14 protein-coding genes, 1 tRNA gene and 1 riboswitch are annotated in these 19582 nt (G+C 59.1%); of the genes, 6 read left to right on the forward strand and 9 right to left on the reverse strand.

Annotated features, from left to right (window positions below; translation table 11 throughout):
* Positions 1 to 164 precede the first annotated feature (164 nt).
* The 9 genes from QDX22_RS00990 to QDX22_RS01030 form a co-directional block, all read right to left on the reverse strand.
* The gene (locus QDX22_RS00990) at positions 165 to 1838 is read right to left on the reverse strand and encodes a dipeptide ABC transporter ATP-binding protein (RefSeq protein WP_110100314.1); all 1674 of its coding nucleotides are present in this window, start codon (positions 1836 to 1838) and stop codon (positions 165 to 167) included.
* 5 nt (positions 1839 to 1843) lie between these two features.
* Positions 1844 to 2743 carry an ABC transporter permease gene (locus QDX22_RS00995; RefSeq protein WP_110099740.1) on the reverse strand — a complete coding sequence of 300 codons (900 nt, stop codon included), beginning with the start codon at positions 2741 to 2743 and terminating at the stop codon, positions 1844 to 1846.
* Positions 2744 to 2761: 18 nt separating this feature from the next.
* Positions 2762 to 3709 carry an ABC transporter permease gene (locus tag QDX22_RS01000; RefSeq protein ID WP_110110035.1) on the reverse strand — a complete coding sequence of 316 codons (948 nt, stop codon included), beginning with the start codon at positions 3707 to 3709 and terminating at the stop codon, positions 2762 to 2764.
* The gene (locus QDX22_RS01005; protein WP_158524697.1) at positions 3709 to 5133 is read right to left on the reverse strand and encodes an ABC transporter substrate-binding protein; all 1425 of its coding nucleotides are present in this window, start codon (positions 5131 to 5133) and stop codon (positions 3709 to 3711) included. Before QDX22_RS01005 ends, QDX22_RS01000 begins: the two co-directional genes overlap by 1 nt.
* Positions 5134 to 5339: 206 nt before the next feature.
* Positions 5340 to 6713: an NtaA/DmoA family FMN-dependent monooxygenase gene (locus QDX22_RS01010; protein ID WP_110100317.1), complete on the reverse strand. Its 1374-nt coding sequence runs from the start codon at positions 6711 to 6713 to the stop codon at positions 5340 to 5342.
* Positions 6714 to 6732: 19 nt separating this feature from the next.
* Positions 6733 to 7890: an LLM class flavin-dependent oxidoreductase gene (locus QDX22_RS01015; protein WP_110110036.1), complete on the reverse strand. Its 1158-nt coding sequence runs from the start codon at positions 7888 to 7890 to the stop codon at positions 6733 to 6735.
* Between the two features lie 9 nt (positions 7891 to 7899).
* Positions 7900 to 8025, reverse strand: a riboswitch (SAM riboswitch).
* Between the two features lie 76 nt (positions 8026 to 8101).
* Positions 8102 to 9244, reverse strand: coding sequence for an LLM class flavin-dependent oxidoreductase (locus QDX22_RS01020; protein WP_110100319.1), 1143 nt, complete (start codon positions 9242 to 9244; stop codon positions 8102 to 8104).
* Positions 9245 to 9828: 584 nt separating this feature from the next.
* Positions 9829 to 9901, reverse strand: a tRNA-Lys gene (locus QDX22_RS01025).
* Positions 9902 to 9999: 98 nt separating this feature from the next.
* Positions 10000 to 10482, reverse strand: a complete 483-nt coding sequence (locus QDX22_RS01030; protein ID WP_233242775.1) for a hypothetical protein — start codon at positions 10480 to 10482, stop codon at positions 10000 to 10002.
* Positions 10483 to 10618: 136 nt separating this feature from the next.
* Here QDX22_RS01030 and ilvD point away from each other — a divergent pair, with 136 nt between their 5' ends.
* From ilvD to metG, 6 genes are all read left to right on the forward strand, one after another.
* Entirely contained in the window at positions 10619 to 12355 is a 1737-nt protein-coding gene (ilvD, locus tag QDX22_RS01035; protein WP_110110037.1) for a dihydroxy-acid dehydratase, read from the forward strand.
* Between the two features lie 343 nt (positions 12356 to 12698).
* Positions 12699 to 14570 carry an acetolactate synthase large subunit gene (locus QDX22_RS01040; protein ID WP_110100320.1) on the forward strand — a complete coding sequence of 624 codons (1872 nt, stop codon included), beginning with the start codon at positions 12699 to 12701 and terminating at the stop codon, positions 14568 to 14570.
* A 3-nt stretch (positions 14571 to 14573) separates the two neighbouring features.
* Positions 14574 to 15089, forward strand: a complete 516-nt coding sequence (gene ilvN, locus QDX22_RS01045) for an acetolactate synthase small subunit (protein WP_110099732.1) — start codon at positions 14574 to 14576, stop codon at positions 15087 to 15089.
* A complete protein-coding gene (ilvC, locus tag QDX22_RS01050) occupies positions 15089 to 16120 on the forward strand; it encodes a ketol-acid reductoisomerase (protein WP_110100321.1) in 1032 nt (343 codons plus the stop codon). The genes ilvN and ilvC overlap by 1 nt, the downstream gene beginning before the upstream one ends.
* A gap of 235 nt (positions 16121 to 16355) precedes the next feature.
* Positions 16356 to 17951: a phosphoglycerate dehydrogenase gene (serA, locus tag QDX22_RS01055; protein WP_110100322.1), complete on the forward strand. Its 1596-nt coding sequence runs from the start codon at positions 16356 to 16358 to the stop codon at positions 17949 to 17951.
* 1 nt (position 17952) lies between these two features.
* Positions 17953 to 19572, forward strand: a complete 1620-nt coding sequence (metG, locus tag QDX22_RS01060) for a methionine--tRNA ligase (RefSeq protein WP_279717912.1) — start codon at positions 17953 to 17955, stop codon at positions 19570 to 19572.
* Positions 19573 to 19582 lie beyond the last annotated feature (10 nt).

The following is a 19582-nucleotide window of genomic DNA, read 5'->3' on the forward strand; positions in this document are numbered from 1 at the left end:
CGGCGCTGATGATGACGGCACTCGTGTGCGGTGGGCTGACGGGTACGGGACACAGGGCGAGGAACCGACAGCAGAAGACCTCCGGTGACTAACGGAATCTGAGATCCGCATCGTGGTGGCCGGAGGTCTTTCAGCTATTGCGGTATTGGGTGTCGCTGGCGTTGCTAGTGTCCTGCCCCAAGAGGTTCAACAGCCTTGAGCAACGAGGCGGTGTATTCTTCTTGCGGGTTAGCAAACACCTCTTGGGTGGTGCCGGTCTCGACAATTTTGCCCTGGTTCATCACCGCGACGCGGTGTGCTAGTCGGCGTACGACAGCCAGGTCATGGGTGATGAACAAATAGGTCAATTCGTGTTCGGCTTGCAGATCCAACATCAGGTCCAACACCTGTTCCTGGACCGAAACATCCAGGGCTGAGACCGGCTCATCGCAGACCACAAAGTCGGGGGATAAGGCCAAGGCCCGTGCAATCGCGACGCGTTGACGCTGACCGCCAGACAGCTCCCTGGGCAATCTGGACCCAAACGTGGCGGGTAACCCGACTTGGTCGAGCAGTGTCTCGGCCGTGGCACGACGCTCGGCGCGGTTGCCGACTTTGAAAGCGCGCAGGGGCTCGGTGATGATCTGCTCCAGGCTCCAGCGAGGGTTTAATGACGCAAACGGATTCTGGTAGATCAACTGCGCCCGGCGGCGCAACTGTCGCCAACGACGTCCCGACAGGTTATGAACGGGTTCCCCGTCGAAGGTCACGGTCCCCTCGGTCGGAGTATCCAAACCGAGTACCAATCGTGCGGTGGTAGATTTACCGGACCCCGATTCACCCACGAGTGCCAGTGTCTCACCGCGCCGGATCACGAAATCAATGCCGTCAACGGCGTTGGTACGCAATGTTGAGGCGTCATGGCGCCGTGACGTGGCCTTCGGCTGGGCGAAATGGCGTTTCAGTCCGCGGACCTGGACCAGGACTTCGGTTTCGACCTCCAGTGGGGGACGGATATGTGTCGAGCGGTGTAATGAATCAGCCGCAGTCACCAGACGCTGGGTGTAGCTGTGCGTGGGGGTATTGAGGATGGTTCCGGTGTCTCCGATTTCCACCACGTTTCCGTGGTGCATCACCACGGTGGTCTCGGTGCGTTGCGCAGCGACTGCCAAATCGTGGGTGATGAGCACCAAGGCGATGTCTCGCTCACTGATGATGGAATCCAGCAGGTCCAAGATCTTACGCTGCACCGTGGCATCCAGAGCGGAGGTGGGCTCATCCGCGATGAGCAGATCCGGCTCGGGAGCCAAGGCAATAGCAATGAGGACGCGTTGCCGCATACCACCCGAGAGTTGATGTGGGTACTGGTCAAAACGGGTCTCTACCGCATCGAGCCCTACCTGGTCGAGCAACTCCAGAGCGCGTTGACGGGCAAGAGCCTTCGGCACCTTCTGGTGGGCGCGAATGGCCTCAATGAGTTGATGGCCAATGGTGTAGACCGGGTTGAGGCTGACACCGGGATCCTGAGGGATCAATCCGATCTTTTGACCACGGAGTCGTTGCCAGGCTCGATCAGAGCTCAGCGCGACGGGGGTATCGCCCCAGGAAAGTTTGCCGTCACGAATGGAGGCTTCCGGCGGGAGCAACCCGAGCAAGGACAGAGCCAAGGTGGACTTGCCGGACCCGGACTCGCCTACCACGGAGATTCTCTGTCCGGGGCAGACAGCAAAATCGATGCCGTGTAGGGCCGGTGTGGTGGAGGACCCGGATCGATAATCGACTTTCAGTCCTTCCAACTGAAGCAACGGTGTCGTTGGCTTCGGGGCGCTCGACGAGGCATTTTCAAGCAGAACGGTCATGGGAATCAAACCCCCTTTCGCGCGGAAATCCGGCGGGCAATGACGTGGACGGAGAGCACAGTAGCAGCTACCACCAGGCCTGGTAGTAGCGTCAACCAGCTAGCACTGTAGAGATAGTTGCGGCCCTCAGAGACCAGGGCTCCCCACTCAGGTGCCGGCTTGGGAGCACCGAAGCCCAGGAAGCTCAAGGCGGAGACCGCTAGGATGGCGTTGCCGAATTCCAACACGGCCAGCGCGATGATGGGTCCGGAAGCATTGGGCAACACGTGTCGTACCAGGATGCTGAATCGACTGGAGCCGACGGAACGGGCCGCATCAACATAGTCTGCACCCGAGACTTTGAGGCTCTCGGACCGTGCGATGCGAGCGAAGGTTGCCACGGACCCCACAGCGACAGCAATGGCAACATTCAACGAGCCGAAACCGAGTGCGGAAATCAACGCGAGTGAGAGGAGCAACGAAGGAATCGCCAAAAGGACATCCACGATGCGCATGATGACCTGGTCGACTTTACCTGCCAGGAATCCAGAGAGCACTCCGAAGAAGCTTCCGCTCACGAAGGCGATGACAACGGCCATCAGGGCGGTCTGCAGTGACAGTGAAGTACCGTGGACTACGCGGGTGAACAAATCTCGGCCGAGTTGATCGGTACCGAACCAATGGGCCAGGCTGGGCGACTGTAGCACGTTATTGGTATCACCTTGGTAAGGATCACCGGGAGCCAGGACCCCGGGGAAGAAGGCCGCGATCACCACGAGGGCCAAGAATACACCGGCCAGGATCAGCCCGATTCGAGACGTGATGGATTTTGGCGAGAATTGTGGTGGTCGGTTGTGTTGAGATCGTTGTGCGATGGTGGGTTCTGCGGACGATCGGGGCAGTCGAGCAGAGAGTGTTTGAGTCATGATGAGTTTCCCGTTCTCTTAGGCGAAACGACGGCCAAGTCGTACTCGAGGATCGATCGCTGGCAACACCAGGTCCACCAGCAGATTCACGGTGACAAAGACGACAGCTGCTAAGACGACAATGCCTTGAACCACCGGAAGATCCTGAGTGGAAACAGCCTGAACCGTCAGCTGTCCGACACCGGGACGTGAGAACACCGTTTCAACGATGACTGACCCGGCTAGTAAACCGCCGGCGACCAGTCCCACCATCGATAGGGCCGGGACCAGTGAGGTTCGGGCCACATGGCGCAGGTGCACGGTAAACCGGTTGAGTCCCTTTGCCCGCGCTGTATTGACGTAGGACTCTGCCGAGCTTCTTTCCAGGCTGGATGCAAAAACCTGGCAGATCACCGCGCCAATCGGAAGGCTGAGTGTTATCGCCGGAAGAATGATTCCGGCCAGGTTCGCCCCACCCAATGCAGGTAGCCAACCCAACTGGAAACTGAAAACCTGAATGAGTAACAAACCAATGAAGAAGGTGGGTAAAGAGATGGCCAAGGGAGGCAACGACAACAATAGGTTCTTCAACCAGGTGATGTTCGTATAGGTGGCGAGCATGGCAATTGCTGCGCCCAACACTACGGCGAGTAACAACGCGACCCCCGCTAATTGCGCGGTGGAGGGGATGACCTCGGCGATCGCTGTGGAGACCGGTTGACCGGTTCGCATCGATTCACCGAAATCACCAGTGATGGCGGCACCAAGACGGTTGAAGTATTGGACGATGAGCGGATCGTTGAAACCATAGGCTTCTCGGTACGTTGCGAGTGTCTCTTCATCCACGGCACTCGGGTCGCCACCACCAGCGGCCATGGCCAGCACAGGGTCGCCGGGAATCATGTAGAGAATAATGAAACTGACTGTATAGGCTGCCCACAAAACGAGCAGCGCCATCAGGACTCGGATGCCAACGTAACGGGCCATCAGTCCTCACCTCGATTCAAAGTCACGTCGTACAGACGAATTCGTCGATCTGAATCAAATCGCAGCCCGGATACCTCAGCGGAGGTGGCCATGACGTTGGTGTGATCGATAACTGGAATGGATGTGTAGTCCTCAATCAGTGCTTTTTGAGCTTGGTGGATGGCTTCTTCCCGTGCTTCGGGGTCCAGGGTTGTGGCCTGAAGGGAAAGAGCTTCATCGGTGTGATATCCCTCCGGCAGATGAGAGGTATTTGCCAGACGAGAGTCGAAGACAGTCCGGAGAATGTCGGCATCAGAACGGGTAGTGTTGAACCAATCGAGGTGGTAATTGCCCTCGGCCACTTTGGCCGTCCACTGGGCGGGGGTCCCCTCATCTAGTTCTGCGGCGATACCGACTTCTGAGAGTTGCTGTTGGATCAACTCCACCGAACCCGAGTTCGTAGCGGTGATGGCTGACCAGGTGAAATCAAGTTCCAGGCGTTCGCCGTCACGAACCAGGATGCCATCGTCACCAGGGGTGAAGCCGGCCTCCGCCAGTAGCTGCCGTGCTCTTTCAGGGTCGTAGCGTAGCTCTTCGGAGAAATCACTGTGGCCCGGAGTGGTCGACGACAAGATACTCGTGGCTGCGGGAGCCCCATCAGGGTAAACGACCTCGGCCACTTGTTCCCGGTTAATAGCCAGCGAGATGGCTTCGCGCACAGCATGCTCTTGAATCACCGGACTGTCGTGGTTCAGTCGAAGCGACATCGGTACTCCGGGAACGGTCAGTGTGTGCAAGGTGGCATCGGTTTGTTCGATAGCGGGAATATCCTGTGGCGCCACGCTTCCAATAGCATCAACCTGCTCTGACTGCAAGAGCCCGGCGCGTACTCCAGATTCCTGAACGACGGTAAAGCTCACCCCGGAAATCTTGGGTGCCGAACGGTTTTCGTATAGAGGCGAACCCCAGTCGTAATCCTCCCTGGCGACCAGGTTAATTCCTTCATTAGGGCGGTAGGAATCCAAGACAAATGCACCGGACCCGATAACCCCTTGGCAACGTTCATCATCCGAGAGCTCGATGGACTCCGAAGCCAGCAACCCCAGGTTGTGGGTGGACGTGGCTTGTAGAAATTGCGCATTTGGTTCGGAGAACTTCACCACAAATTCGTGGTCGTTGACGATCTCGGTGTCCTCGTAATTCTCCAGATAGCTTCGCGCAATATTTCCGCGTGGACCGAACTCGAGAATTCGTTCAAAATTGGCTTTGACGACCTCAGAAGTCACAGGCTCACCATTAGAAAAGGTCACTCCGGGGCGCAGGGTGAATGAGAACTCGGTAGCTTGGTCGTTGACTTCCCAGTCAGTAGCTAGCCAGGGGACGATTTCACCGGTCTCAGGGTCCTGGTCCGTGAGTGAATCTACCAAGTGACGTGTGGAAAACACCGCATCATTCAGAATGAGTTGCTGAGGATCAGCGCAACCAGCGTCCGAACCAACCGCTATGTGTAAAACGTTCTCCTCGTCCACTTCCGCGGCGGGGGAAAATTCCAGGCCAGTTCCACTGCTGCAACCAGTGAAGGCGAATAGGGCCGTTGCAACAAGGGCTAGTGAGCGGACGCCATGACGTGAGGACCGTGCGTGACGCTGCTTCATGAGACATTCACCCCTTGCCGGAAAGTTGCCCGGCCGGTCGTGGCCGGATCCCACGTTGTGGGCAGACCGAGTAGTTCACGTAACGTTGCGCCCTCTGGGTAGTCGGTGCGTAGAGCACCCCGCTCTTGGAGTAACGGAACAACGCGGTCGATGAAAGGCACGAGTCCGGTCGGGCTCAGATGTGGTGCCAGAATGAATCCGTCGCTGACATGGGTTTCCACAGTCTCAATCATTTCGGACGCCACGGTTTCAGGGCTTCCGACGAAGGTCTGCCGCGACTGGGTGGCAATCACTGTTTCGCGCAGGTTCAGATTGCGCGCCTCAGCGATGTCCCGTAGCTTCTGCACGGTCGCGAACCGGTCGTCATGCCTGACCTCACTGCGACCCTTACTGATGGTGGTTTCACCGACCACCGGGTCCACATCAGGAAGTGGGCCCTCGGGATCGAACTCTGAAAGCTCTCGGTTCCAAATCTGTTCCAGCAACAGGATGGCGGTCTGACCGCTGACCTGCTGAGCCCGAATCGTCGCAGCCAGTTCTTCTGCTTCTTCATCGGTATCTGCCACAACAACGGAAGTACCCGGCAGGATCTTGACAGATTCGGGATCACGGCCGGCCTGTCGCACCCGCTCGGAGAGTTCATGGTAGAACTGTCGGCTGTCTTCGTTATCAGTGTGCAAAGTGAAAATAGCATCGGCGTTACCGGCCGCGAAGTCTTGACCCTGAGCGGATTTTCCGGCCTGGAAGATCAACGGACGCCCCTGAGGGGAACGGGGGAGCGGGAACTCGCCGTGAATATCGAACTGATCGTTGGTGACGTTCACACGTTCCCGCTCGGACTCGACATCTTTCCAGCTTGCCCAGAAACGATTGGCAACATCCAGAGCCTGAGAAGCCCGCACATAGCGGTCCGCCCGGTCGAGGTAACCGCCACGACGGAAGTTGGCGCCGTGGAAGGAATCGGAGGTGGTGACAATATTCCAACCAGCTCGCCCGTTGGAGACATAGTCCAAGGTTGAAAATTGCCGAGCCACCTCATAGGGCTCATTGAAGGTGGCGTTAATAGTCCCGACCAGTCCAATGTGGTCGGTCACCGAGGCCAAGGCTGCCAAGATCGGCAACGTGTCGGGGCGACCAACGACATCCAGGTCGTGGATCAGACCCCGGTTTTCGCGCAGTCGGAGCCCTTCGGCCAAGAAAATGAAGTCCAGGCGACCACGCTCGGCTTCGGCGGCGAACTTCTCAAAAGACTCGAACTCAATGTGGCTTCCAGACTCCGGATCGGACCACACGGTGTGATGATTCACCCCGGGGAAGTGTGCCCCAAGGATGATCTGGCGAGGGGAAGAGTGATTCTGCTGATTCGTCATGAGTGTCTCCTGGGGGAGGTTAGTGAGCGGAAGCGGACGAGGAAGCTGAGGCGTACCGGTTTGCGGGACGACCAAGTCCGAACCGGGCCCGCAATGGAGCGGCATTGTTATCGGCTGGGTGATCTTGGAGTGTCTCCACGACAGATTTCAGGTGCTGCTCGATCACAGCAAGGTCGTGCTGGTTCTGGGCAGGCCAAAGCCGGACGCCATCAACCCCGGCGGCCTTGACCTGGTCTAGGCGTTCACTGAGGTGCTCTGGAGTACCGATGACGACCTCATCGGCCTGAGAAGGATTAAGGGTCTGGACCTCGTTGAGGCGTTGCCAGCGTGCGAGCGCCTCTGACTCGTCTGGATCAACCGCAAAGTACACATCGGCCACGACCTTCGGCGGCGCGTTCTTGTCACGACCGTGCTGGTCGGACAGCGTTGTAATCCTTTCGTGGAGTGAGGTCAACTTCTCCGGGGCCGAGGTGCCGGTGAAGATCACGTCGGCAGCGCGCACTGCAGTGTTCAGCACCTCTTCGCTGGTACCTGCAATGGTGACCAGTGGCTGGCCTTGCGGTGGCCGGGGAACGATAGAGGGGCCTTTGATGGAGAAGAAGTCTCCTTCGAAGTCCACGTAGTGGAGCTTGTCGCGGTCGATGAATCGTCCGGTGGCTACATCGCGAATCTCGGCGTCGTCTTCCCACGAATCCCACAGACCGCGCACGACCTCGATGACGTCGCGGGCTTCAGCATAAAGCGAGGCCTCATCGTCGTAGGCGCGTCCTCGTCCCACTAGCAGCGTTTCGGCTTCGGTGGCTGAGACTGCAACCTGCCAGCCAGCGCGACCGTGACTGACATAGTCAAGCGTGGCAAGATTTTTCGAGACGTGGAAGGGCTCGGTATGGGTGGTGGTCAGCGTCGGGATCAGGCCGATCTTCTCGGTGCGGGGCGCCAACCACGAGGCCAGCAACGACGTATCGAATCCCGGGCGGGTGGCGTCATTGAACGCATCCTCGAGGGTCACGAATCCGGCCCCCAGGTTCTCAGCCTGACGCACGAGGTCTTCCCACGCTGTGATGGAGAAGTTATCGGCAAGAGCCTGCTGGCTCCGGATGGCTGCGGGGTGGAAACCCCCTCGATCCAGCGCAACTCCGATGACGAAGTGGGAGGTTTCGGGTGTGGCACGTGACATGATTCTCCTTAAACACACTTGCCGAATGGGCCTTGTCTTCACCTGGAGCACCCCACTGTGTAAGAGATTGTGGTCGATCTCCAGAGAGAGGGTTGCTGTCCGATCAGCCAGGGCTTGAAATCGGATCTCGTGACAATAAATTCTCGGTGGTGGTTGGGTAGTTGATGGGCTGGGATGGGTGGTCAGGGGTAGCCGGAGGGCAACGGGGAAGCTATTGCCAGGCCTCAGCCAACAGCTGGAAGCTACGCAGGCGGGCTTCCGGGTCGTGGGTAATGGTCGAGATCAGCAATTCGTCGGCTTGTGTAGCGGCCTGTAGCGCCTTGAGTTTCTCGACCACCTGGTGCGGGTCCCCCACGTAGCGGGTCGTCGTCCGGTCGCGGACCAGGGGTTGCTGTTCGGCGGTGAGCTGGTTTTGTGCAGCGGTATCGGGTGAAGGATATGTGATAGCGCCTTGACCGCTACGGATGCTGTAGACCCACTGGTCGTAACCAGCTGCCAAGGTGTCAGCCTCGGAGGTGGTATCGGCCACCAAAACTTCAGCGGAGACGATGGTGTATGGGGCATCGAGGTCTTCGCTGGGTTGGAAGCGCTCGCGGTAGTCCGCCAGAGCTTCCAGAGTATGGGTGGGGGCTACGTGATAATTCGCACCAAACCGTAGTCCCTTTTCTGCGGCCAGTTGCGAGGAGTCACCGGCGTTGGTACCCAAAATCCAAATCTCCGGAGAACCCACATCCGCGGTGGCATTCGAGATCGGTTCGCCATGTACTACGGCGCGGTCATGGAACAAATCCAGTAATTGATCGAGGTACTCATCATAGAAGCGAGGCTCCGCGCCGGGCTGATGCAATAGGGCCTGCTGAGCGGTAGCACGCGGTGAGCCAAAGAGGTGAGACAAATCGGGGGAAGCGGGGATAAACACGCCGTTGTCGGTCTCGTAGTCGTCTGACTGCTGCTTAGCCTCATCTTTCTTCTCTTGTTTGGCAGCTTCGGCCTCGGTGCGCTTCTTTTTAGGGCCCTTCAACCCGGCACGTCCCAAGCCGAGGTCAATTCGTCCCGGAAAGGCCGCTTCAAGCAGGCTGAATTCTTCTGCCACCGAGAAAGGAGTGCGGTGACCGGTCAGAACCGTTCCGGAACCAAACCGCAAGGTTCCGGTTTCACTGGCCAACAAGGCGATGGTCAGGGCAGGGGAGTAGCCCAACATCCCTGGGTTCAGGTGGTGCTCCCCGTACCACAAGCGGTGATAGCCGGCTTCTTCAATGCCACGAGCAAAGGCTCGAGCATGATCAATACCTTCGGCAGGGGTATACCCTTCAGAGAGCGGTACCAAATCGAAAGCGCTAAGCCGGACTGTCATCAGATCACTTCCCGTTTTCCCATTGACGTTGGTTGATAGAGGAACGATTAACCATTCTTCAGATAGGGAAGGCTGGGACCTAGTCGAGGTCAAAGCACTGACACATTCGTCCGTTCATCTCTGGCGCGACGGTTTCCCCTGTCATATATTTCGTGTCCTTGACGCAGTGTTACACGTACCAGGCCACGCTCAACAGGCGGCCCGTCGCGAGAGGGCCGGTACGACAGGTGGCTCCCACCCAGGGTGTTGCGCCACGTCGGGACATGGTGGTCGATGCCTCATGAGGTACCCTGCTCTGGGACGAGAGAGCGAGAGGGTGGGAGGTAACGATTGCACCGGATGGATCAGATCGTGGTCCTGTCGCGGGCGTGATGCAGGAGGAGTAAGTCGGTGGGCACCAGCGCCCAGACCATGACGGAGACTCAGAGCCACACGGAAGCTGGCAGTCAATAGGCACAAACAACCCAGCGTGGAGGCGGGCCTGGTGGCTTTAAAGCTGTGGGTAGACGGTGGATTTGCCGTGTCCGCCGGATATGACAACGGCACCTGTTTGACGTGTGGCCAAACGAGGTGCCGACTTAGAGTGCGCCCCGTGGGACTCGAACCCACAACCTATTGATTAAGAGTCAAGTGCTCTACCAGTTGAGCTAGAGGCGCAGAACTAGATGCGCGTTTCGCACGAGGAACTACTCTAGCAGAGGAGTTTATCGATTGTTAAATCTGAGCGGTGTGACGATCACGACCTCTTGTTCAGCCTACTGATCTTGCTTGCGCTTGTAGAGCTCATCGAGCTGGTCCATCAGTTCGGTCATGAACTCGTGAAAGTCCTCCGAATCATCGAACTGCTCGAGAGCCACGCTGTGCCCGGCACCGAGAGGAACCTCGGGGTCTCCCACCACATCAAAATGTGCGCGATGGCCGGTCACAGTGGTGACTCCGTACCCAGCACCCGAATCAGACACCATGGCTACATTCGACAGGTCAATGGTCAGGATGTCTTCTCGGTCGGCCTCGGTGTGCACCCCAAAGGCTTCGACCTCTTCGGTGACGATCGGCAGCAATACCATCTCTAAAGGCTGGCGACGATAGCCGATCACGAAGGCCGGTCCGGTCGCGACCGGGTGGGCATAAATCAGGTTGTAATCGCCGTAGTTAAAAATTGTGGCTTCAAAGAGCAAACGCAGGCGCTGCTTCAGCGCCGCAGACGAGGAAGAGCCCTGCTTGAGGTGTGCCATCATAATGGACCAGTCTAGTCTCTGGGATGACGCTGCGTCATGATGAAATCACCAGCGATTGATTTACTCGACGATTCAGTCAGTGCAATGTGTTCGTCGTGTTGCAGATAACAGGGGCGAGCAGTCGTAGACTGTCGTCATGACACCTCGCACTACGGACAATTCATCTGAGCCAGATCTCAAGCCCCGCTCACGGGACGTGACCGATGGGATGGAAAGGGCCCCAGCCCGTGGCATGCTCCGTGCCGTGGGCATGGGGGATGAGGACTTCTCCAAACCGCTGATCGGTATTGCGTCGTCGTGGAATGAAGTCACCCCCTGCAACCTCTCCCTGGACCGTCTGGCTGATGCCGCGAAGTCGGGTGTCCATGCAGCCGGCGGGTACCCGCTGCAATTCGGCACCATTTCGGTCTCCGATGGTATTTCTATGGGCCATGACGGTATGCATTACTCACTGGTGTCTCGCGACGTGATCGCCGACTCGGTCGAGACGGTGATGATGGCTGAGCGCTTGGACGGTTCGGTGTTGCTAGCCGGGTGTGATAAGTCGCTACCCGGGATGATGATGGCCGCCGCCCGTCTGGATCTGGCCTCGGTATTCGTCTATGCCGGGTCGATCATGCCCGGCTATGCAACCTTGTCGGATGGCAAGACTCGGCAGGTGACCCTTATCGATGCGTTCGAAGCCGTAGGGGCATGCGCTCGCGGGTTGATCTCGCGCGAGGACGTGGACACCATCGAACGCGCGATTTGTCCTGGCGAAGGTGCCTGTGGCGGGATGTATACTGCCAACTCTATGGCCTCGGTCGGGGAGGCCCTTGGTCTGTCGATTCCGGGCTCGGCCGCCCCGCCTTCGGCCGATCGTCGTCGCGATGCTGATGCTCGCCGGGCCGGTGAGGCTGTGATCAACCTCCTGAAACAAGGGATCCGCACTCGTGACATCCTCACCAAGGAAGCGTTCGAGAATGCTATTGCCGTGATGATGGCCTTCGGAGGCTCCTCGAACTCGGTGCTACACCTACTGGCCATCGCCAATGAAGCCCAGGTGAACCTGAGCCTGCACGACTTCAACCGGATCGGAGACAAGGTCCCGCACCTGTCAGATATGAAGCCCTTCGGTCAGTACGTGATGACCGACCTGGACCGCATTGGTGGCGTCCCGGTGGTCATGAAGGCGTTGCTGGATCTCGGAGTGCTCCACGGCGATGCCCTGACGGTGACCGGCAAGACTGTCGCCGAAAACCTCGAAGAACTCAACCCGCAGGGACTTGATGGCGAGGTATTGCGCACCCTGGACAACCCGGTGCACCCCACCGGAGGACTGACCGTGTTGCACGGGTCGTTGGCCCCGGAAGGCGCGGTGGTGAAATCCGCGGGATTCGACGCGGAGGTCTTTGACGGTACCGCGCGGGTCTTTGAACGCGAACAGGCCGCCATGGACGCACTGGCAGCCGGCGAGTTACAGGCCGGAGACGTGGTGGTCATCCGTTACGAAGGCCCCAAGGGAGGACCCGGTATGCGCGAAATGCTAGCCATTACCGGTGCCATCAAGGGCGCCGGTCTGGGTCAAGACGTGTTGCTGATTACCGATGGTCGCTTCTCCGGCGGGACCACCGGATTGTGTATTGGACACATTGCTCCCGAGGCAGCTGTCGGCGGACCCATCGGGCTGATCGAAGACGGTGACGCGATCCAGGTCAGCATTAAAGATCGTCGTATTGATCTGCTGGTCGATGAGGCCGAACTGGAGCGTCGCCGGGAGAACTTCGAGCCCCTGCCACCGAAATTCCAGCAAGGCGTGCTCGGAAAATTTGCCGACATGGTCTCCTCCGCCTCCGCAGGTGCGGTCACCTCACGCCCGGTGAGCACCCGGTAACGCAACAGTACAGCGCGCCACACAACAGCACAGAGCGGGCTGACGACACGGGGTCGTGAGATGGTCAAATCGGTGTGAGATAGCACACCGTGGGCCACCTCACGACATATTTGACTTTTCAGTTCCTCGACTGCAAATATAAGAACATGTCGAAGACCCTAGTAGTCGTTATGTAGCGCATGGCCTGAGTCGAGAAACTCAGCTGGCGAAGCACCGCCACCATGCGCTGACCCCGTAAGGCCCACACCAGAGCCGGTATCGGGGTTTTTTTATGGCCTTTTGTGCAAACCACAAATGGCGGAATCACGAGTCGAAGACAGAAGAAATGAATGAGGCATAGCTCATGAGTTCTGGAGCGAATATCACCCCGTCGGTGATGCCCCCTCATCCACCAACACGCGGCACGAGAACCACCGCCGGTGGATACGATGACCGAGTCCCCGGAGAGAACCGGCGGATCGAACCCACCACGATGACCGGCGCCGAGGCCATTGTCCGGTCACTGGAAGAACTCGGCGTCACCGATGTCTTTGGTCTACCCGGTGGGGCAGTTCTACCCCTCTATGACCCGCTTTTGGACGCTGAGAAGATTCGCCACATTCTCGTCCGCCACGAACAAGGCGCCGGCCACGCCGCCCAGGGCTACTACTTGGCGACCGGTAAACCCGGGGTTGCTATCGCCACCTCCGGGCCCGGTGCGACCAACCTGGTCACCGCCATCGCCGATGCCCACATGGACTCGGAAGCCGTGGTCTTCATTACCGGACAGGTCGGAGCCCAGTTGATAGGCTCCGACGCTTTCCAGGAAGCCGACATTGTCGGGGTTACCATGCCGATCACTAAGCACTCCCGGCTGGTGACCCGCAGCGAAGACATCCCGCAGGTGCTGGCGGAAGCGTTCTATATCGCCACCTCCGGTCGTCCCGGGCCCGTGTTGGTCGATATCACCAAGAATGCGCAGGAAGGCACCCTGGACTTCGCCTGGCCACCGAAGCCCAATATTCCGGGCTACCGTCCGGTGACCCGTGGCCACTCCCGTCAGGTGCGCGAGGCCGCCAAGCTCATTAACTCCGCGTCCCGTCCGGTGCTCTACGTCGGCGGTGGTGCCGCCCGCGGCGAGGCTCAAAAAGAACTCCTGGAGTTGGTGGAACTCACCGGCGCACCGGTGGTGACCACCTTGAACGCCCGGGGCATGGTTCCCGACTCGCATGAGCAAAACCTGGGCATGCCCGGCATGCACGGCACCGTGGCCGCGGTCACCGCCCTGCAAATGTCGGACCTGCTGATTACGCTAGGCGCCCGATTCGATGACCGGGTGACCGGCAAACTCTCCAGCTTCGCCCCCAAAGCCAAGGTCATTCACGCCGATATCGACCCGGCCGAAATCTCCAAGAACCGTGCGGCCGATGTTCCGATCGTGGGGGATCTCAAAGAGATCCTGCCCGATCTGTACCAGGACGTCACCGCATTGCGTGAGTCCGAGGGCACACCGGACCTCAGCGAATGGTGGACGGTGCTCAATAAGGTACGCAGCACCTACCCGCTGGGTTACCCACCCACCGACGATGGGCTGATGGCCCCGCAGACCGTTATCGAGAAACTCTCCCAGATTGCCGGTCCGGAAGCCGTCTACGTTGCCGGGGTGGGCCAGCACCAAATGTGGGCCTCCCAATTCGTGGCCTACGAACGTCCCCACCAGTGGTTGAACTCCGCCGGACTGGGCACCATGGGCTTTGCCGTCCCAGCCGCCATGGGTGCCAAGGTGGCCCAACCCGAACGGGTGGTGTGGGCTATTGACGGTGACGGATGCTTCCAGATGACCAACCAGGAACTTGCCACCTGCGTGATCAACCAGATCCCGATCAAGATCGCGGTAGTCAATAACTCATCGCTGGGCATGGTCCGCCAGTGGCAGACCTTGTTCTACGACGGCCGGTATTCCAATACCGATCTCAATACCGGAGCCGACACCGTCCGGGTGCCCGACTTCGTGAAGCTCGCCGAGGCCTACGGTGCTACCGGGTTGCGGTGTGAACGCGCCGAGAATTTGGAAGACACCATTAACCAGGCGATGCAGATCAACGACCGCCCGGTCGTGGTGGACTTCGTCGTCTCCCGGGACTCGATGGTCTGGCCGATGGTGCCCGCCGGGGTGTCCAATGACGATATTCAGGTTGCCCGTGATCTGACACCGGAATGGTCAGAGGAGGACTAGACCATGGCACGACACACATTGTCCGTACTCGTTCAAGACGTCCCCGGCGTGCTGACGCGGGTGTCCGGGCTGTTCTCTCGCCGCGCCTTCAATATTGAGTCCCTGGCGGTGGGCAACTGTGAAATCGACGGGCTCTCGCGCATCACCGTGGTGGTCGATGCCGATGGTGATCACCTGGAGCAGGTCACCAAACAGCTCAATAAGCTGATCAATGTCATCAAAATCGTCGAGCTCGATGATGCAGCAGTGCACCGGGACCACATTCTGGTCAAGGTCCGCTCTGATGCCTCCACCCGTGCCTCGGTGGTCCAAGCCGTAGAACTGTTCCGCGCCACCGTGGTGGATGTTTCCACTGATGCGGTGACCGTGGAGGCCACCGGTTCACTACAAAAACTTCACGCCTTATTGGAAGTTCTGGAGCCCTTCGGGATTCGAGAACTAGTCCGTTCCGGCACCATTGCGGTCGGCCGTGGCGGGAAATCCATGACCGATAGAGCCCTGTCTAAAAAAGGAGAATGATGTCCGTTCACAAGTTTTATGATGACGATGCCGATTTGAGCATCATCCAAAACCGCAAAGTGGCCGTGATTGGTTTCGGCTCCCAGGGCCACGCCCATGCCGAATCTCTGCGCGACTCCGGTGTGGATGTCACCATTGGTCTCGCCGAGGGCTCGAAGTCTCGTGCGAAGGCTGAAGCTGCCGGGCTGAAAGTCGCCTCCGTCGCCGATGCCGCCGCTGAGGCTGACGTGATCATGATGCTGGTTCCCGACCAGGTTGCCGCCACCGTCTACACCGAGTCGGTGGAGCCCAACCTGTCTGAGGGCAATGCGCTGTTTTTCGCCCACGGGTTCAACATCCGTTTCGATTACATTCAGCCTCCGGCCGGTGTTGATGTGGCCATGGTGGCCCCCAAGGGCCCTGGTCACGTGGTTCGTCGCGAATTCGAAGCCGGACGCGGTGTTCCTGCCCTGGTGGCTGTAGAGAAGGACGAGACCGGTTCGGCCAAGGACCTGGCCCTGTCCTACGCCAAGGGTATCGGTGCCACCCGCGCTGGCGTGATTGAAACCACCTTCACCGAAGAAACCGAAACCGACCTGTTCGGTGAACAAGCCGTGCTCTGCGGTGGGGCATCCCACCTGGTCCAGGCCGGTTTCGAGGTACTCACTGAAGCTGGTTACCAGCCGGAGATCGCCTATTTTGAGGTACTACACGAGCTGAAGCTGATTGTGGATTTGATGGTCGAAGGTGGTATCTCCAAGCAGCGCTGGTCCATCTCCGACACCGCTGAATTCGGTGACTACATTTCCGGCCCGCGCGTGATCGATGCCCGGGTGAAGGAGAACATGAAGGCTGTGCTGGCCGATATCCAGGACGGCTCCTTCGCCAAGCGCTTCATGGACGATCAGGCTCAGGGCGCCGAAGAGTTCCAGAAACTGCGCGCTGAAGAAGAACAGCACCCGATCGAAACCACCGGTCGTGAACTGCGCAAGATGTTCTCCTGGCTTAAGGACTCTGATGCCGACTACACCGAGGGCACCGCAGCTCGCTAAGCGCTCGCACGGCTCACTCGAGACTGAACCCCACCGCAAGGTGCGTGATCGATGATCACCACCTGCGGTGGGGTTCCGATCTTTCCCGCTTCGCACAGTCTCCCAGCCCTCGCTCGCGTCGTAGACTAGGTGAGGTGTCAGTGTTGGCGGGCCACATGGTCCGCTCATCAACAGCGGTGACTGATGCACCAATAAGTGAACCACCCCTTGAGATGATGAAAGCGTGTCCAGAACCGTGACAAAACCTGTCGTGTTGATTGCCGAAGAGCTCTCCCCGGCCACCATGGACGTCTTGGGAGGTGACTTCGATGTTCGCCACACCGACGGGTCGGACCGCGAACAACTCCTCCAAGCCCTGCCCGAGGCCAACGCCGTCCTGATTCGCTCCGCGACCACCATGGATGCCGAAGCCATCGCCGCGGCCCCCAAACTGAAAATTATTGCCCGCGCTGGTGTGGGGCTGGACAACGTTGACACCCAAGCGGCCACCGACGCCGGGGTGATGGTGGTCAATGCCCCGACCTCGAACATCATCTCTGCGGCCGAGCTGACCTGTGCACATATCCTGGCTTCGGCTCGGAACCTGGCTGAAGGTAACGCCACCCTGAAAGCGGGGGAGTGGAAGCGCTCGAAACTCAAGGGCACTGAACTGTATGAAAAGACCCTGGGCATCGTCGGTTTAGGACGTATCGGATCGCTGGTGGCCGAGCGAATGCAGGCTTTCGGCATGAACATCGTCGCCTACGACCCCTACGTCACCGCCGCACGCGCTCAGTCCATCGGCGCGAAACTCCTCAGCCTCGAGGAAGTTCTCCAAGCCTCCGACTTTGTCACCATCCACATGCCACGCACTCCCGAAACCATGGGCATGATCTCGGACGAGCAGTTCGCGCTCATGAAGGACACCGCCTACGTCATCAACGTGGCACGTGGCGGTCTGGTGGATGAGGACGCTCTGACCCGCGCCTTGGAATCCGGGGCTATCGCTGGAGCCGGCATCGACGTCTACGTCAACGAACCCGCCAAGGACCTGGGCTTCTTCTCATCACCGAAGGCCACCGTCACCCCGCACCTGGGTGCCTCCACCTTAGAAGCCCAGGAAAAGGCCGGAGTCGCTGTGGCGAAGTCGGTGCGGTTGGCCATGGCCGGAGAGCTGGTGCCCGATGCCGTTAACGTCGCCGGGGGAGCGATTGATCCCTACGTGCGACCGGGCATTCCGCTAACCGAAAAGCTGGGACGAATCCTGACCGCACTGATGCGCAACCAGTCGCTGACCGCCGTGGAGGTCCATGTTGCCGGGGAACTGGCCGAGATGAACGTGGACTCGCTGAAATTGGCTGCCCTGAAGGGCGTGTTTACCGATGTGGTCTCCACCCAGGTCTCCTACGTCAATGCCCCGGTGATGGCCGAAAACCGCGGTGTCGAGGTGCGTTTGACCACCTCCCCGGAATCCCCGTCCTACCGTAATACCGTCACGGTGCGCGGAGCGGCCGCTAACGGTGAGCAGTATTCGGTTACCGGTACCCTGACCGGCCCCAAGCAGGTCCAAAAACTGGTCGGCATCGATGACTTTGAATTTGAGGTGGTCTTGGCTGACCACCTGCTGGTGTTGCAGTATCAGGATCGACCCGGGGTGATTGGTGTCATTGGTCAGACCCTGGGCGATCAGCACGTCAACATTGCTGCCATGGACGTCAGCCCCGATGGTGACAATGACACCGCCTTGGCCGTGGTCACCCTGGATGCCGCTCTGGCGGAGGGCACGTTGATCACCATCAGCGACACCATCGGTGCGGAACGTTCCTGCGAACTCAACTTGGAAGAACGCTGATATGAAATACTACTTGACCACCGCGATTGCCTACCCGAACGGCGACCCACACATCGGTCACGCCTATGAGTACATTGGCGCTGATGCCATGGCACGGTTCGCCCGCCTTGATGGGCGCGATGTGCGCTTTTTGACCGGCACCGATGAACACGGTCAGAAAATGCAACAAACCGCCCAGAAGCTGGGCATCACCGCCGCTGAACTCGCCTCCCGCAATTCAGCCCGGTTCAAGGACATGGACGACACGGTGCTGAAGGTGTCCTACGACCGGTTCATCCAAACCACCGACACCGATCACCGGGTGGCTGCTCGAGAGCTCTGGCAGCGGATGAGCGACAACGGTGATATTTACCTGGATAAGTACTCCGGGTGGTACTCGGTGCGTGATGAACGGTTCTTTACCGAAGACGAAACCGAGCTGGCCGACGACGGCACCCGCATCGCCACCGAAACCGGTACTGAGGTGACCTGGACTGAAGAAGAATCCTATTTCTTCCGGCTCTCGGCCTACCAGGACCGGTTGTTGGCACACTACGATGCACACCCTGAGTTCATCGCACCGGCCTCTCGTGCCAACGAAATCCGCCGCTTTGTCGAATCTGGTCTGCAAGATCTCTCCATCTCGCGCACCAGCTTCGACTGGGGCATTGACGTCCCAGAGCCCAGCGAAAAAGCCCTGGCCGCCGACCCTGGACTGGTCACCGACCAGAAACACGTGATGTATGTGTGGGTCGATGCCCTCGCCAACTACCTCACCGGTGCAGGTTTCCCCCACGATGATGAGATGTTTGGCTACTGGCCGGCTGATCTACACGTGATCGGTAAAGACATCTCCCGGTTCCACTGCGTGTTCTGGCCGGCGTTTTTGATGTCGGCAGGCATTGATTTCCCGCAGCGAGTCATCATCCACGGATTTTTGACCAATGACGGCGAAAAGATGTCCAAGTCCTTGGGCAACGTGATTGCCCCGGCCGACTGGGTCGAGCACTACGGGCTGGATACGGTGCGCTACTTCCTACTACGCGAATTCAGCTTCGGTGCTGATGGGTCCTACACCCACCAGGCTGTGGTCGCCCGCAAGAACGCCGACTTGGCCAATAACCTGGGTAACCTGGCCCAACGATCGCTGTCAATGGTGTTCAAAAACTGCGACGCCCAGATTCCAGCACCCGGCGGTGACCTCACGGACGCCGACCGGGCGCTACTGGACCAAGCACAGCCGCTGTTAAAGATCAACCAGGACCACTACTACCGGCAAGAGTTCAACCGTGCCCTGGCCGAAACCTGGCGTGTGCTCGATGAAGCCAACACCTATTTCGCCGACCAGGCACCCTGGGTGTTGCGCAAAGCAGACCCCGAGCGGATGAAGACCGTCCTATGGGTGACGTTGGAAGTCGTGCGCCAGGTCGCGTTGCTGATCCAACCGGTCATGCCGGACTCTGCTACTCAGCTGTTGAGCCTGTTGGGTGTGCCTGCCGAGGGCGATGCCGGAGCAACCCTGGTCTCCGGGCACGGCCCGCGGTCCTTCGCGGCCTGGGATGAAAAGCTTACGCCCGGAACTGAGATTCCCAAGCCGGTCGGGGTGTTCCCACGCCACGACGACACCGACGATCAGCAGTAGGGGGCCGGTG

This window comes from Auritidibacter ignavus (genome assembly GCF_029853775.1).
Lineage (GTDB): Bacteria > Actinomycetota > Actinomycetes > Actinomycetales > Micrococcaceae > Auritidibacter > Auritidibacter ignavus.